This is a genomic window from Achromobacter sp. 46006 (assembly GCF_059761975.1).
Map to the genome: position 1 here is coordinate 136865 of NZ_JCBANN010000006.1, position 14810 is coordinate 151674.

The 14810-nt window shown below is 69.4% G+C and carries 11 protein-coding genes and 1 pseudogene; 8 read left to right on the forward strand and 4 right to left on the reverse strand.

Annotated features, from left to right (window positions below):
* Window positions 1-9: 9 nt before the first annotated feature.
* Together AC6LKG_RS05615 and AC6LKG_RS05620 are read left to right on the forward strand one after the other, a co-directional pair.
* Window positions 10-1326 (forward strand): c-type cytochrome, encoded by a 1317-nt coding sequence (locus AC6LKG_RS05615; protein ID WP_498163374.1) that lies wholly within the window; start codon window positions 10-12, stop codon window positions 1324-1326.
* Between the two features lie 241 nt (window positions 1327-1567).
* Window positions 1568-2239 carry a lysozyme inhibitor LprI family protein gene (locus AC6LKG_RS05620; RefSeq protein ID WP_498163376.1) on the forward strand — a complete coding sequence of 224 codons (672 nt, stop codon included), beginning with the start codon at window positions 1568-1570 and terminating at the stop codon, window positions 2237-2239.
* A gap of 15 nt (window positions 2240-2254) precedes the next feature.
* Here AC6LKG_RS05620 and AC6LKG_RS05625 read toward each other — a convergent pair whose 3' ends face one another.
* Window positions 2255-2497: a hypothetical protein gene (locus tag AC6LKG_RS05625; protein WP_498163378.1), complete on the reverse strand. Its 243-nt coding sequence runs from the start codon at window positions 2495-2497 to the stop codon at window positions 2255-2257.
* Window positions 2498-2587: 90 nt separating this feature from the next.
* Window positions 2588-3103 (reverse strand): GNAT family N-acetyltransferase, encoded by a 516-nt coding sequence (locus tag AC6LKG_RS05630; protein ID WP_498163380.1) that lies wholly within the window; start codon window positions 3101-3103, stop codon window positions 2588-2590.
* A 244-nt stretch (window positions 3104-3347) separates the two neighbouring features.
* On the opposite strand from AC6LKG_RS05630, the gene AC6LKG_RS05635 reads away from it, so the two are divergent.
* The 3 genes from AC6LKG_RS05635 (at window position 3348) to AC6LKG_RS05645 (ending at window position 7955) form a co-directional block, all read left to right on the forward strand.
* Window positions 3348-3860 carry a P-loop nucleotide/nucleoside kinase family protein gene (locus AC6LKG_RS05635; protein WP_498163382.1) on the forward strand — a complete coding sequence of 171 codons (513 nt, stop codon included), beginning with the start codon at window positions 3348-3350 and terminating at the stop codon, window positions 3858-3860.
* A 76-nt stretch (window positions 3861-3936) separates the two neighbouring features.
* Window positions 3937-5688 carry a VRR-NUC domain-containing protein gene (locus AC6LKG_RS05640; protein ID WP_498163383.1) on the forward strand — a complete coding sequence of 584 codons (1752 nt, stop codon included), beginning with the start codon at window positions 3937-3939 and terminating at the stop codon, window positions 5686-5688.
* Window positions 5685-7955 carry a helicase C-terminal domain-containing protein gene (locus AC6LKG_RS05645; protein WP_498163384.1) on the forward strand — a complete coding sequence of 757 codons (2271 nt, stop codon included), beginning with the start codon at window positions 5685-5687 and terminating at the stop codon, window positions 7953-7955. Before AC6LKG_RS05640 ends, AC6LKG_RS05645 begins: the two co-directional genes overlap by 4 nt.
* An 83-nt stretch (window positions 7956-8038) precedes the next feature.
* Here the strand turns inward: AC6LKG_RS05645 and AC6LKG_RS05650 are convergent.
* Together AC6LKG_RS05650 and AC6LKG_RS05655 are read right to left on the reverse strand one after the other, a co-directional pair.
* Window positions 8039-8431, reverse strand: a pseudogene (locus tag AC6LKG_RS05650) (group III truncated hemoglobin); the annotation flags it as partial.
* A gap of 126 nt (window positions 8432-8557) precedes the next feature.
* The gene (locus AC6LKG_RS05655) at window positions 8558-10117 is read right to left on the reverse strand and encodes an MFS transporter (RefSeq protein ID WP_498163386.1); all 1560 of its coding nucleotides are present in this window, start codon (window positions 10115-10117) and stop codon (window positions 8558-8560) included.
* A gap of 179 nt (window positions 10118-10296) precedes the next feature.
* On the opposite strand from AC6LKG_RS05655, the gene AC6LKG_RS05660 reads away from it, so the two are divergent.
* From AC6LKG_RS05660 to AC6LKG_RS05670, 3 genes are all read left to right on the forward strand, one after another.
* Complete coding sequence (locus AC6LKG_RS05660) at window positions 10297-11181, forward strand: LysR family transcriptional regulator (protein WP_498163388.1); 885 nt, start codon at window positions 10297-10299, stop codon at window positions 11179-11181.
* A gap of 156 nt (window positions 11182-11337) precedes the next feature.
* Window positions 11338-12819, forward strand: coding sequence for an amidase (locus AC6LKG_RS05665; protein ID WP_498163390.1), 1482 nt, complete (start codon window positions 11338-11340; stop codon window positions 12817-12819).
* Window positions 12820-13189: 370 nt separating this feature from the next.
* Complete coding sequence (locus AC6LKG_RS05670; protein ID WP_498163391.1) at window positions 13190-14809, forward strand: methyl-accepting chemotaxis protein; 1620 nt, start codon at window positions 13190-13192, stop codon at window positions 14807-14809.
* Window position 14810: the final 1 nt, after the last annotated feature.

Sequence of the window (14810 nt, forward strand, 5' to 3'; positions counted from 1 at the left end):
GAGCCGACAATGATGAAAAAGACCATTGTTGCCGCGCTCTCGGTCCTGGCCTGGGGCAGTGCCTGGGCCGCCGACGGCACGCCCGCCGGCGCCGATGCGCAACTGATCAAGCAGGGCGAGTACCTGTCGCGCGCCGGCGACTGTATCGCCTGCCACACGGCCAAGGGCGGCAAGCCTTTTGCCGGCGGCCTGGGCATTGAGTCGCCGCTGGGCACGATCTATTCCACCAACATCACGCCCGACAAGGACACGGGCATCGGCAACTACACGCAGGAGGACTTCGACCGCGCCGTGCGCCATGGCGTGGCCAAGGACGGCCATTCGCTGTATCCGGCCATGCCGTACACCGCCTACGCCAAGGTCACGCCGGATGACGTCAAGGCCCTGTATGCCTACTTCATGCACGGCGTCGAGCCGGTCAAGCAGGCCAACAAGGACACCGACATCACCTGGCCGCTGTCGATGCGCTGGCCGCTGGGCGTGTGGCGCTGGATGTTCGCGCCCGACGTGGCCACCGCGCCGGTCACCGCCACCCCCGCCAACGACGCCGACAAGCAGGCGCTGCTGCGCGGCCAATACCTGGTCGAAGGGCTGGGCCACTGCAGCACCTGCCACACCCCGCGCGGCTTCGCGCTGCAGGAAAAGGCGCTGACCGACGCTGACGGCTCGGCCTTCCTGTCAGGCGGCGTGGTCGAAGGCTGGCTCGCCAAGAACCTGCGCGGCGACATGGCCGACGGCCTGGGCAGCTGGAGCAAGGAAGACATCGCCGCTTTCCTCAAGTCCGGCCGCAACGGCCATTCGGCCGCGTTCGGCGGCATGGCGCAGGTGGTGCAGGACAGCACCCAGCACCTGACCGACGCCGACGTCAACGCCATCGCGGTCTACCTGAAGAGCCTGCCGCCGGTGAACAAGGACGCGACCAGGCCGCTCGCCTACAACGACACCGTGGCGCAGGCCCTGCGCAGCGGCAAGGATACGAGCGACGGCGCGATGACGTTCCTGAACAACTGCGCGGCCTGCCACCGCAGCACCGGCAAGGGCTACGCGGAGACCTTCCCGCAGTTGGCGCTGAGTTCCACGGTGAACTCGGCCGATCCCGCGTCGCTGATCCACATCGTGCTCAAGGGCGCGCAGATGCCGGGCACCACGGCGGCGCCCACCGCCTATGCGATGCCGGGCTTCGATTGGCGCCTGACGGACAAGGAAGTCGCCGACGTGGTGACCTTCGTACGCTCCAGTTGGGGTAACGAAGGCGCGGCGGTCAGCGCGTCGGACGTGGCCAAGGTGCGCAAGGACGTGGGCGCGGCCAAGGCGCCGGCGCGATAATCGCGCTGCCGCGGGCTGGCCGGCCCGCGGCGCCCCGATGGGATTCGCCCGCTTCGTCGGGCGAATTTTTTTGGCCTGGGGGAAGGGCGGGCGCGTTGGCGCGACGGTCCGTGCCCCGCGCGTCGCGTGCTGGCGTTATAGCGTAGACTCCAGGCCGCACCATTGGCCATGCCGGCGCCGCGAATTTGTCCGACGTCGCCGGGGGTGGCGAACCTTTACACCTCCTGGAGAATTTCCCACCATGATGCGTCCTCTGCTCTTGGCGGCATCGCTGGCCGTGGCCGGCAGCGCCACGGCGGCACCTTCCTTCAACTGCGCCAAGGCCGCCACGCCGGTCGAGAAAGCGATTTGCGCCAACCCGGCGCTGGCGGACCAGGATGCGGCGATCGCGCGGCAATACAAGGATGTGCGGGACAAGCTGGATGCCGAAGCGGCCAAGTCGCTGACCGCCGATCAACGCTATTTCCTGGGCATGCGGGACAGGGTCTATGAGCAGCCTTTCACGCACAGCACGCCCGCCAAGGAAATGGCCACCTTCATGCGGGCGCGCCTGGCTTTGTTGAAGGCCATCGATCCGCATCCGGCCGCCGGCTTCGTCGGCAAGTGGCGCAACATCGAGGGCGAGATCGAGATCACGCAGGGCGCCAACGGCGAGCTGGCCGTGGCGGTCAATTCGTGGATGCCTTACTACGGCAACTGGGTCTGCGACCTGAGCGGCAATGCGGTGGTTGATGGCGACAGCCTGAAAGTGACCTACCAGGACGGTCCGCCCTGGGTCGTGACGCTGACGCGGCGCGGCGCCGTGCTGGTGGCGCGCCAAACGGCGCCTGCTGGCACCCCCGACGACGGCTCGGGTCCGCCTTTCTGCGGCCGCAATGGCGGCGTGGCCGGCGACTGGTTCGCGGCGCGCTGACGCGCCCCGCCAGGCTCACTGGCGATTGATCAGGTTCTGCGTGTCCTGGATGAACCAGGGCAGGTTCAGGCGTTCTCCCTCGCCGGTCTGGATGTTCAGGCGTTGGCCCGGGGCGCTGGTCGCGCCCTGCGTGGCCGCGGGCGGGCGGCTGCGATAGTCCAGGTCCGTGCCGCGCGCCGGCGGATTGGCGCAGGCGGCGAGCGATGCGCACGTGATCGCGGCCAGGATCGGGCGCAGTGCCAGGCGAAGGGTAGTCATGATGCGGGTTCCTGCGAGTGGCACGGGCCGGCGTGCCGGACGATGAAGGCCTCTGGGGCATACCTTACTCGCAAACCGCGCGGCATGTGGTTACACCGGCCGCTCGTAGCGGCGCGCCTGCACCTCGATACCGCCGATCCGGTCGCTTTCGGTGCCGGTGTTGCGCCAGCCTTGCCGCTCGTAGAAGTCGATGGCGCGGGTGTTGCCTTCGAGCGCGTACAGATACAGCCGCGCTGCGCCGCGGGCGCGGGCCCAGGCCTCGGCGCGCGCCACCATCAGCTTGCCGGCGCCGGTGCCCTGGTAGGGCGGCAGCACGTGCAGGTTGTCCAGCAGCACCTCGCCGGGATGGTCGCGTTCCTGCTTGACACAGACAAAGCCGATCGGCTGGCCGTCCTGCTCGGCGATGAACACGGCCTGCGCATCGGTGTCGGCGTCGCGCATCCGGTCCTGCCAGTGGATCATGCGGTCGTCGGCCAGGCCGGCGTCGAGAAAGCCGTCGGGCAACAGGCCGCGATAGGTGACGGCCCAACTGGCCGCGTGCATGGCGGCGATGGCGTCGGCATCGCGGGCGGCGGCCTGGCGCAGGGTGACGGGAGGGCGGGACATGGTTCCTTTGCCGCGGCAGTGTGGGAGGCGGCCCGGCGCCGCGACAAATCGTTCGCCGCAGTTTGACAGGTTTGGCGCCGTCCAGCATCATCGTGCCATGAACCGGCCGCAGCGCTCTTTCGCCCTGATTATTACCCCCGTTGGGACCACGGTGGGTTAGCGCGCGTCGGATCATCGCGACATCAACCCGCCACTGGCGGGTTTTTTGTTGGCCCGCCGGCTGGCTCTTTCCCGAGGCAGCCCAATGCAATCGCACCCGTCCAACCCACCCCCCTTTCCCCCGCCGCTGCTGCACTTCCTGTGCGGCAAGATCGGCGCCGGCAAATCCACCCTGGCGGCCCGGCTGGCCGCGCAACCCGGCACGCTGCTGATCAGCGAGGATGCCTGGCTGGCGGCGCTGTATCCGGGCGAGATCCGCGAGGTGGCGGACTACGCGCGCTGCGCCGCACGCTTGCGCGATGCCATGGGCGCGCACGTCGCCGCGCTGGTCGGGGCGGGGCTGTCGGTGGTGCTGGACTTTCCGGCCAACACCCGCGCCAGCCGCGCCTGGCTGCGCCAGCTGGCCGAGGCCGCCGGCTGCCGCCACCAATTGCATTTCCTGGACCTGCCCGACGCGGTATGCAAGGCGCGGCTGCGCGCCCGCAACGAATCCGGCGCCCATCCGTTCACCACCAGCGACGCGCAGTACGACGCCATCACGGCGTACTTCGTGGCGCCGCAGGACGATGAGGGCTTCGAGATCGTGCGCCACGGATAGGTACTTGCCGAGGCTTCCACAGGCGGGGCGGCCTGCTATGATTACTGGATAAATACCCAGCTATTCGTTCCGGCCGATGTTGCCCCCGCACCGCTACTACTACCTGCATAACTTCCAGCGCGCCCTGGCGTGGGTCGGCGAACGCTACGCCGACCTGCTGGACGAATGCGAACGCCGCTTCATGGCGGATTTCGCCGGCTTGCCGCTGGCCTCGCAGGCGCTGCTGGTGCGCATGCTGATGCGGCGCGGGCCGTGGTTCCGCGCCAGCCGCCTGGCGTACGAGGAAATCCCCGACTCGGTCGAGGCTGCCGCGCCCTTGCTGGCGCTGGGCTGGCTGGATGCCGACACGCCCATGACGCTGGACGAACTGTTCGCGCTGCATACGCGCCCCGAGCTGGACCGCCTGTTCGCCGCTACGCCGGCCAAGGGGGCGGGGCGCAAGGCGGACCTGCTGGCCGCGCTGCGCGCGCGCTATCCGGACACGCGGCCGCATGCGGCCTGGATGGCGCTGGCGCCAGGCGCCGACGCCATCCAGGCCGTGCGCGTTGCGGCGCCAGCGTGCGCGCCCGTCGGCAATCCACCGGCGGAGCCACGCTCTTCGGCCACGGCGGGCCGAGCAGTTTCCGCCGATCCGGCCTGGCGGGTCGCGGTCGCGGACTTGTGCGAGCGGCTGCGCCTGATGTTCTTCGGCAATTTGCACCAGGGCTGGTCAGAGTTCGTGCTGGCCGACCTGGGCGTGTTCCAGTACGAGGCGGTGCCGTTCGATTCCTCCTCGCGGGCTTTCCAGGCGCGGGCGGACGTCGACCGCTACCTGGCGCTGCACGCCTGCCGCCAGGCACTGGACGACGCCCCGGATGTCGACGCGTTGTTGCGCGCGGTGGCCGATTGCGCCAGCGACAACGCCTGGCTGGAAAAGCGCCGTGCCAAGGTGCTGCTGCGCCTGGGCCAGGCCTGCGAGCGGGCACACGACTGGCATGCGGCCGAGCGCGTCTACGCGCTGTGCGCCTATCCGGGGGCGCGCCATCGCCGCATCCGCGTGTACGAACGCATGGCGCGCTTCGACGACGCGCTGGCGCTGGCCCTGCGGGCCCAGGCCGCGCCCGAAAGCGAGGAAGAAACGCAACGCCTGGCGCGCATGCTGCCGCGCCTGCGCCGCAAGCTGGGGCAGGCGGTGGCGCGGCGCGTGACGGCGCCGGTGGCCCGCTTCGATCTCGAACTGGAACGGCGCGCGGCGCCGACGGCGGTGGAATTCGCCGCCCGCGACCACCTGCACCGCGACGACGCGCCGGTGCACTACGTCGAGAACACCCTGATCAATTCGCTGTTCGGCCTGTTGTGCTGGCCGGCGGTGTTCGCGCCCTTGCCGGGCGCCTTCTTCCATCCGTTCCAGCGGGGGCCGGCCGACCTTGACGCGCCGGATTTCCACGCGCGGCGCGAGGCGCTGTTCGCCGCCTGCCTGGCGCAACTGGACTCCGGCGAATATCGCGACACCATCCGCCGCCGCTACGTCGACAAGCAGGGGGTGCAGTCGCCCTTCGTGTTCTGGGGGGCGCTTGATGAACCCTTGCTGGAACGCGCGCTCGAACACCTGCCGCCGGCGCACCTGAAACGGTTCTTCACGCGGCTGCTGCGCGACGTCAAGGCCAACCGTTCCGGCCTGCCCGACCTGATCCGTTTCCACGCCGGGGCGCCCGGCTACGAACTGATCGAGATCAAGGGCCCGGGCGACAAGCTGCAGGACAACCAGATCCGCTGGCTGGCGTATTGCGCCGAGCACGGCATGCCGGTGCGGGTCTGCCATGTCAACTGGCGGGAGCCGGCGCCATGACGTACGCGGTGGCGGTACGCGCGCTGTGCGAATTCACGGCCCGCGCCGGCGACCTTGACCTGCGCTTCACGCCCGCGCCCAGCGGCCTGGAAGGCATGGCGGGGCACACGGCGGTCACGGCCCGGCGCGGGTCCGCCTACGAAACCGAGGTGGCGCTGAGCGGCCAATACCAGAACCTGCTGGTACGCGGCCGCGCCGACGGCTACGACCCGGCGGCCAACCAGCTCGAAGAGATCAAGACCTACCGCGGCCGGCTCGACAGCGTGCGCGACAACCACCGCGCCGCGCATTGGGCCCAGGCGCGGGTCTATGCGCACCTGTTGTGCCTGGCGCGCGGGCTGGCGCAGGTCCGCGTGGCGCTGGTGTACTTCAACGTCGCCACCGAAGAAGAAACCGTGCTGACCGAGACCCGGGACGCGGCCTGGCTGGCGGCGTTTTTCGCCGAGCAATGCGATCGCTTCCTGGCCTGGTCGCGCACCGAACTGGCGCACCGGCAGGCGCGCGATGCGGCGCTGCAACGGCTGGCGTTTCCGCATGGCGAATTCCGCAGCGGCCAGCGCGAACTGGCCGTCTCGGTTTACCGCGCGGCGCGCGATGGCCGCTGCCTGATGGCGCAGGCGCCCACCGGCATCGGCAAGACGCTGGGCACGCTGTTTCCGCTGCTCAAGGCCGCGCCGGGCAGCGGGCTGGACAAGGTCTTCTTCCTGGCGGCCAAGGGCTCCGGGCGCGGGCTGGCGCTGGCGGCGCTCGACACGCTGAACGCCCAGCCGGCGCAACCGGCGCTGCGGGTGCTGGACCTGCAGGCGCGCGACAAGGCCTGCGAGCATCCGGACAAGGCCTGCCACGGCGAGTCCTGCCCGCTGGCGCAGGGCTTCTACGACCGCCTGCCAGCCGCGCGCGAGGCCGCCCTGGTCCAGGGCCGGCTGGACGCGCCGGCGGTGCGCGCCGCTGCCCGCGAACATCAAGTGTGTCCGTACTACCTGTCGCAGGAACTGATCCGCTGGAGCGACGTGGTGGTGGGCGACTACAACTACTACTACGACGCCACCGCCATGCTGCACGCGCTGACGCAGGCGCACCAATGGAAGGTGGCGGTGCTGGTGGACGAGGCCCACAACCTGGTCGATCGCGCCCGCCGCATGTATACCGGCGAACTGAACCAGCTCGGGCTGGCTGCGGCGCGCCAGGCCGCGCCCAAGGCACTGAAGAAGCCGCTGGACGGCCTGCAGCGTTCCTGGACCGCGTTCAACAAGAAGCAGGCCGAGGCCTACCAGGCCTACGACGAGGCGCCGGCTGGCGTGCTGGCCGCGGTGCAGAAGGCGGTGGCCGCCATCACCGACTACCTGGGCGAGTCACCGCTGGCACAGGACGATCCGGTGCTGGCGTTCTATTTCGAGGCGCTGCATTTCATGCGGCTGGCCGAGCAGTTCGGCCCGCATGCGCTGTTCGACGTGACCCGGGCCGATGCCCGCGCGCAAGGCGCCAAGACGCCGCCATCCACGCTGTGCGTGCGCAATGTGGTGCCGGCCCCGTACCTGGCGGCCCGGCACGCGGCGGCCCATGCCTCGGTGCTGTTTTCCGGCACGCTGAGCCCGCAGCAGTTCTACCGCGACACGCTGGGCCTGCCGCCGGACACGGCCTGGATCGACGTGGCCGCGCCTTTCCAGGCGGAGCAACTGGCGGTGAAGGTGGTGGGCAACGTGTCCACCCGCTATCGCGACCGCGAGCGCTCGCTGGCGCCCATCGCCGACCTGATCGCCGAGCAGTACGCGCGCCGCCCCGGCAACTACCTGGGCTTCCTGAGCAGCTTCGACTACCTGCGGCAGGTCGCCGAGCAGATGCGGCTGCGCCATCCGCAGGTGCCGATCTGGCTGCAGACGCCGGGCATGGATGAGGCCAGCCGGGCGGCCTTCCTGGGGCGCTTCACCGAAAGCGGGCAGGGGGTGGGCTTCGCGGTGCTGGGCGGGGCCTTTTCCGAGGGCGTGGACCTGCCGGGCAAGCGCCTGATCGGCGCCTTCATCGCCACGCTGGGACTGCCGCAGGTCAACGCCGTCAACGAGAACATCAAGCGCGCCATGGAGCGGCGCTACGGCGAGGCGCAGGGCTACGACTACACCTACCTCTATCCCGGCATGCAGAAGGTGGTGCAGGCCGCCGGCCGCGTGATCCGCACCGAACAGGACGTGGGCACGGTGCATCTCATCGACGACCGCTACCGTCGCGCCAAGGTGCGCAATCTGTTGCCCGGCTGGTGGCGAGTGGATTAGCGCGATGCTCCGTGGCCATCGCCTTCGGCCCCGCGCGGGGGGGCAGGCGAGGTCGAGAGATCCCGGGCTGGCGATGCCGGACGCAGCTCGGTCGGCGGCTGGTTCGGATCGCGGCTGAGCTGGTAGCCGTACCACAGGCTGCGCGCCATGCGCTTGGCCATTTCGCCGGCCGCGTCGGCCAGCGCGCGGTTCGGCAGCGCCGCCAGGGTTTCGCCCCACAGCGCCAGCCAGCGCTCGAACAGCGCGGCGCTCAGGTTCGGCATCGCCACGTGCTTGGGCATGGGCATGCCGGTGAAGCGCCGGGTGCCCAGCAGCACCGCCGACCAGAAGTCCGACAGTGTCGACAGGTGCTCGTCCCAATCGTGTACCTGGGCCTCGAACACGGGGCCCAGTGCGTCGTCGGCGCGCGCCTTGGCATAGAACGTATGCACCAGGTCGCGGATCTCGGCTTCGGTGCAGATGTCGGGTTCGGACAAAAAAGTCTCCTGGCGGCATGTAACGGCAGCGCGAATAGTAGGGCGCGCCGGCGCGGGGATGGATTGATCTTGCGCAAACCCCCGCCGGTCCAGGCGTGCGCGCGCCGGCCGCCCCGTGACGGGCGTTCAGTGCGCCTGGGGCCGCACCCGCGCCATCGGCGCCGCCTCGGGCCGCGCCAGCAAGGCATGGACCAGCAGCGCCAGCAACAGCGCGAATCCAGCCAGGGCGTACAGCACCTGCCCGAAGGCTGCATCGTAGGCCTGGTGCAGCAGGCCATGGGCGCCGGGCAGCAGCGCGCCGGCCTCGTCCAACTGGCCCAGCGCCGCGCGGTTGGCGGCCTGCAGCAGTACCTGGGCGCCGGCGTCCGGCAGGGCGAGCGCGACCTGGGCGTGGATCAGCGTGGCCAGCAGGGCGCTGATGACCGCGATGGCGACGCCGTCAGCCGACACGCGCACGGTGTTGAAGATGCCGGTGGCCATGCCGACGCGCTCCGGCGGCACCACGCTCACCGCCATCGCGTCCATCAGGCCCCAGGGCAGGCCGATGCCGATGCCGATCAGGCTCATGGGCAGCCACAGGCGGCCGGCATCGCCGCCCAGGTCGCGGGCCAGCCAGGCCAGGCCGGCGGCGGCCAGCACCAGGCCGGTGCTGGACAGGGCGGCGGGACTGAAGCGGCGCGTCAGCAGCGCGGCCAGGAACGGCACCACCAGCAGCGGCGTGGCCAGGCCCATCATCAACTGGCCGGCGCGCAGCGCGCTGTGCCCGTCGATGCCGATGAAGCGGCCGGGCAGGATGGCGATCAGCGCGATGAACAGAAAAGCCGGCGAGGCCGCCAGGACCTGCACGCCGACAAAGCGCGGGCTGCGAAACAACGATAGGTCCAGCATCGGATGCGAGGCGCGCATCTCGGTGATGATGAAGGCGCTGCCCAGCAGCGCCGAGGCCAGCAGCGAGCCGGCCACGGCGGCGTCGCGCCAGCCGTTTTCGGGCGCCAGCAGCATGCCGTAGGTGAACAGCCCCAGCGCGCCGGTGAAGCTGAGCGCGCCGCGCCAGTCGAACCGGCCGCCGGCCGCGCCCGCCGTGGCGCGCACGCTGGCGGCCACCAGCGCCAGGCCGAGCAGGCCCACCAGGCCGGTGCCGTGGAAGACCCAGCGCCAGCCGGCCGTCTGCACCAGCCAGCCGGAGACCAGCGGCCCGAACGACAGGCCGATGCCGAAGGTGGTGCCCAGCAGGCTGAAGGCGCGGGCCCGGGCGGCGCCATGGAACAGCGGCGCCAGCGACGACATGGCCGCGGCAAAGGCCGCCGCGCCGCCCACGCCCTGCATCAGCCGCAGGAAGTCGATCCAGCCGGCCGACGGCGCCCAGGCGATCGGAAAGGTGAAGGCGCAGAACCAGGCCAGCCCGCCCAGCCAGACGCGGCGCGGGCCGTACCGGTCGGTGAGGCTGCCCGACACCATGATGACGCTGCCGTAGGCCAGGATGTAGCCGTTGAGGATCCAGTTCAATTGCACCGGCGTGCCGCCCAGCGCCTGGCTGATCGAGGGCAGCACCACCGCGGGGCCGGTGAAGCACAGCGGAATGAGCACGGCGGTGAGGCAGGCGGCGAGCAATTGCAGCCAGCGGTTGGGGGCGGGGGAAGGAGGCAGTGAGGTCATGTCGATAACGGTGTCGATAATGGGAGTCAAGGCTGTAGCCGCCCCGGTTCGGCAGACGAGGCCGACAAACAAGCGAATAGCGCCGGCGCCCGGCGGGCGCGGCGTCCGGGAACGCGATGCCGGCAGGATAGGCAGCCGTCGATAAAAGAAAAATAGGCTAGGATTCCGAATATTCCGGACATGAAAGTCCGCATTGAAGGAATCTGGCGATGGACAGCCTCAGCGGCATCGGTGTTTTCGTGCTGGTGGCGGACACCCGCAGCTTCGCGGAAGCGGGGCGGACGCTGGGCGTGTCGCCGTCGGCGGTCGGCAAGAGCGTGGCGCGGATGGAGGCGCACCTGAAGGTGCGGTTGTTCCACCGCAGCACGCGCCACATCGCCTTGACGCCGGAAGGCGAGAAGTTCCTGGAGCGGTGCCGCCGCATCCTGTGCGAAGTGGAAGCGGCCGAGCTGGAACTGTCCGAGGCTGCCGGCACGCCCAGCGGCCGGCTGCGTGTCAGCTTGCCGCGCTACAGCCGCCTGTTCGAGCCGGCCATCGCCACGTTCATGAAGCAGTATCCGCAGGTGCGGCTGGACCTGGATTTCACCGACCGGATGGTCGACGTGATCGGCGAGGGCTACGACGTGGTGGTGCGTTCCGGCGAGATGCAGGATTCCGGCCTGAAGCGCCGCCGCCTGGGGCAGTTCCGCCGCATCCTGGCGGCCTCGCCTGACTACCTGGCGCAGCAGGGCACGCCGCGCCGTGCCAGCGACCTGTTGCGCCATTGCTGCCTGCATTACCGCTATCCGAGTACCGGCAAGCTGGAGCAATGGCCCTTGAAAACGGCGGCCGGCGCGCCCGCGCCCGAATTGCCGCTGACGCTGGTCTGCAACAGCGTCGAGACCCGCATCTTCCTGGCGCTGGGCGGGCTGGGCATCGTCTGCCTGCCGGACTTCACCATCAAGGAAGAACTGGCCTCGGGCCGGCTGGTGACGGTGATGGACGAACGCACGCGCGGCAACGCCACCATGTGGGCGCTGTGGCCGGCCAGTCGCCACCCATCGCCCAAACTGCGGGTGTTCGTGGACCATCTGGCCCGGCACATGTTCGCCTGAGGCGCGGACGCTTTGCGCAACGGGGTGGGGCGCGACGCGGCCCCTGCCGCTTTCGGGCAATGAGAATACGCATTTCGTCGTCTGCCGATGCGCGTTGGTGTGCGCGGCATTGGCGTAGTATCGTCGGCCTGCCACAAAAATAGCGGAGACAACACCATGAATGCAGCCACCCCGGCGGCCGCCGGCCGCCTGAACGATATCGTCGCCATGCCCGCGCATGCGCTGTCGGATGCGATCCGCCAGCGCCGGGTGTCGTGCCGCGAGGTCATGACCGCCTACCTGGACCATATCGATGCGGTCAACCCGGCGCTCAATGCGCTGGTGGCGCGGCGCGAGCGGGATGAACTGCTGCGCGAGGCCGACGCGCGCGACGCGCAGTTGGCGGCGGGGCAATGGCTGGGCTGGCTGCATGGCATGCCGCAGGCGCCCAAGGATCTGACCGCCGTTCGCGGCATGGTCACGTCGATGGGGTCGCTGGTGTACAAGGACTACGTGAGCCAGCAGGATTCCATTCTGGTCGAGCGGATGCGGGCGGCGGGGGCGATTTTCGTGGGCCGCAGCAACGTGCCCGAGTTCGGCCTGGGCTCGCACACCTACAACCCGGTCTACGGCACCACGGTCAATCCCTACGACGTCTCCAAGAGTGCGGGCGGCAGCAGCGGCGGCGCGGCGGCGGCCCTGGCGGCGCGCATGCTGCCGGTGGCCGATGGCAGCGACTTCGGCGGGTCGCTGCGCAATCCGGCGGCTTTCTGCAACGTCTATGGCATGCGGCCGTCGGCCGGGCGGGTGCCCAACGGGCCGTCCAGCGAGGTGTTCCTCAAGCAACTGTCGTACGAAGGCCCGATGGGCCGATCGCCGCGCGACATGGCCTGCTTGCTGTCGGTCATCGCCGGGCACGATGCGCGCGCGCCGCTGTCGCTGGGCGACGATCCGGCCGTTTTCGCGCAGCCGCTGGATGCCGATCTGCGCGGCAAGCGCATCGGCTGGCTGGGTGACTGGAACGGCTATCTGCCGATGGAGCCGGGCATCCTGGACCTGTGCGCGCAGGCGCTGGCCGACCTGGAAGCTGCCGGTTGCCGGGTCGACGATTACCGCGTGCCGTTCGCGGGCGAGCGCCTGTGGCGCATCTGGCTGGCCCACCGCCACTTGATGGTGGGCGGCCAGTATCACGACCTGGTGCGCGATCCCGAGACCCGCAAACTGGTCAAGCCGGCGCTGATCTGGGAGGTCGAGGGGCTGGACGGCATGACCGCGCGCGAGGTCTACCAGGCCACCGAAGAGCGCAGCGCTTGGTACCAGACCGTCTTGCGGATGTTCGACGAGGTTGATTACCTGGCGGTGCCGTCGGCGCAGGTGTTTCCGTTCGATGCCACGCTGGATTGGCCCAAGGAGATCGCCGGGCGGCCCATGGACACCTACCACCGCTGGATGGAAACCGTGACGCCCTGGACGCTGGCCGGCTGCCCGGTGGCCAGCGTGCCGGTGGGGTTTGGCGCCGCCGGCCTGCCGATGGGCATGCAACTGATCGGTCCGCCGCGTGGCGACCTGGCGGTGCTGCAATTGGCGCATGCCCACGAGCGGATACGCGACTGGGCGCAAGCCCGGCCGCCGCAAGGGTTGTGGCGCCAGGGCCTGTGAACGGCCCGTCCGGTGGGTGTCTACCGGTCCCGGGGGCGCGACGGCTTGCGCGCACCTCCGGCCCCGGGCGGCGCCCGCCTGGCGTCCGCGGCCGTGAGGAAATGTCCGCAGGCTTGCGGGCTTTCGTACGCGTTGTCACACCAAAAGACAAGTTTCTTGTAAGTGGGCTTTGCTTTTTCCCGACGCAGACCGTGCGAAAGGGGGGCTTTCCCCTGTTTTTCCGTAGCTGATCGCGCGCGCCTTTGCAATAATTGCTGACTATTCGCACATTCCGTCAACCATGGACGACGCGCGGGCCGGGACGGCCGCCCATAACGTCAACGGCGCTGGCATGGGTGTGGGCGAGCCGATATTGCACAAGGGCCCCGGTATGAAGAATCTGACACTACGCGAGCGCATCATCGCCAGCTTCCTGGTGATCCTGGCCATCATGGCCCTGATGGTGGTGGTCGACTACCAGCGGCTGCTGCAAGTCGAGGCCGAAGCCAAGGCGATCAATAGCGACGCTGTGCCGGGTATCTACTACAGCACGTCGATCCGGGGTTCGTGGTTTGCCGGCTTCGTCGTGGTGCAGGACGCGTTTCACAGCGACACCGAACAGGAGCGCCAGGCCGGCCTGGCGGCGTTGCCGAAGAACGATCAGAAGCTCAAGGACGACATCGAACAGTATCGCCGCACCGTGGTGCGGCCCGAAGACCAGCGCATGTTCGCGGAATTCGAGAAGACGCTGCAGACCTACATGCGCATTCGCGCCGAGATCCTGGATCCGGCGATGCAGTCCGATCCGCTGCGGGTCCAGGCCAAGATCAAGTCCGACCTGCGGCCGGCCTTCTATGCCGGGCGCGACGTGCTGGCCGACATGGTGGCCTCCAACAAGCAATTGGCCGATGAGTCGGCCATCGGCATCCAGAAGGCGGTCGACAAGGCCGAGGCAGCCATGCTGCTATCGCTGGCGCTGGCGATCGTGGCGGCGATCATATGCGGCGTGCTGCTGATGCGCGCCATCGTCAATCCCATGAGCAGCATTGTGAAGACGCTGGAAGCCACCGGCAGCGGCGACCTGACGCGCCGCCTGACGCTGGCGCGCAAGGACGAGTTCAACGCCATCGAGAGCGGTTTCAACGGCATGGTCGACGAGCTGACCGGCCTGGTCGCCAAGACCCAGCGCTCGGCGGTGCAGGTGGCCACGTCGGTGACCGAAATCGCGGCCACGTCCAAGCAGCAGCAGGCCACCGCGTCGGAAGTGGCGGCCACCACCACCGAGATCGGCGCAACCTCGCGCGAGATCTCGGCGACCTCGCGCGAACTGGTGCGCACCATGACGGAAGTGTCGGGCGCGGCCGAGCAGACCGCGTCGCTGGCGGGCAGCGGCCAGGTGGGCCTGGCGCGCATGGAAGACACGATGCGCAATGTGGTCGGGGCGGCTGGCTCGGTCAACGCCAAGCTCGCCATCCTGAACGAGAAAGCCGGAAATATCACGCAAGTGGTCACGACCATCACGAAAGTCGCTGACCAGACCAACCTGCTGTCGCTGAACGCCGCCATCGAGGCCGAGAAGGCCGGCGAGTATGGCCGCGGCTTCGTGGTGGTGGCGACCGAGATCCGGCGCCTGGCCGACCAGACCGCCGTGGCGACCTATGACATCGAGCAGATGGTGCGCGAGATCCAGTCGTCGGTGTCGGCCGGGGTCATGGGCATGGACAAGTTCTCGGAAGAGGTGCGGCGCGGCATGGCCGACATGCAGCAGGTGGGCGACCAGCTCTCGCAGATCATCCAGCAGGTGCAGACGCTGGCGCCGCGCGTGCAGATGGTCAACGAAGGCATGCAGGCGCAGGCCACCGGCGCCGAGCAGATCAACCAGGCCTTGCAACAGCTCAGCGACGCGGCCCAGCAGACGGTGGAATCGCTGCGCCAGTCGAGCGCGGCGATAGAGGATCTGACGCTGGTGGCCAACGACCTGCGCAGCGGTGTGTCGCGCTTCAAGGTTTGAC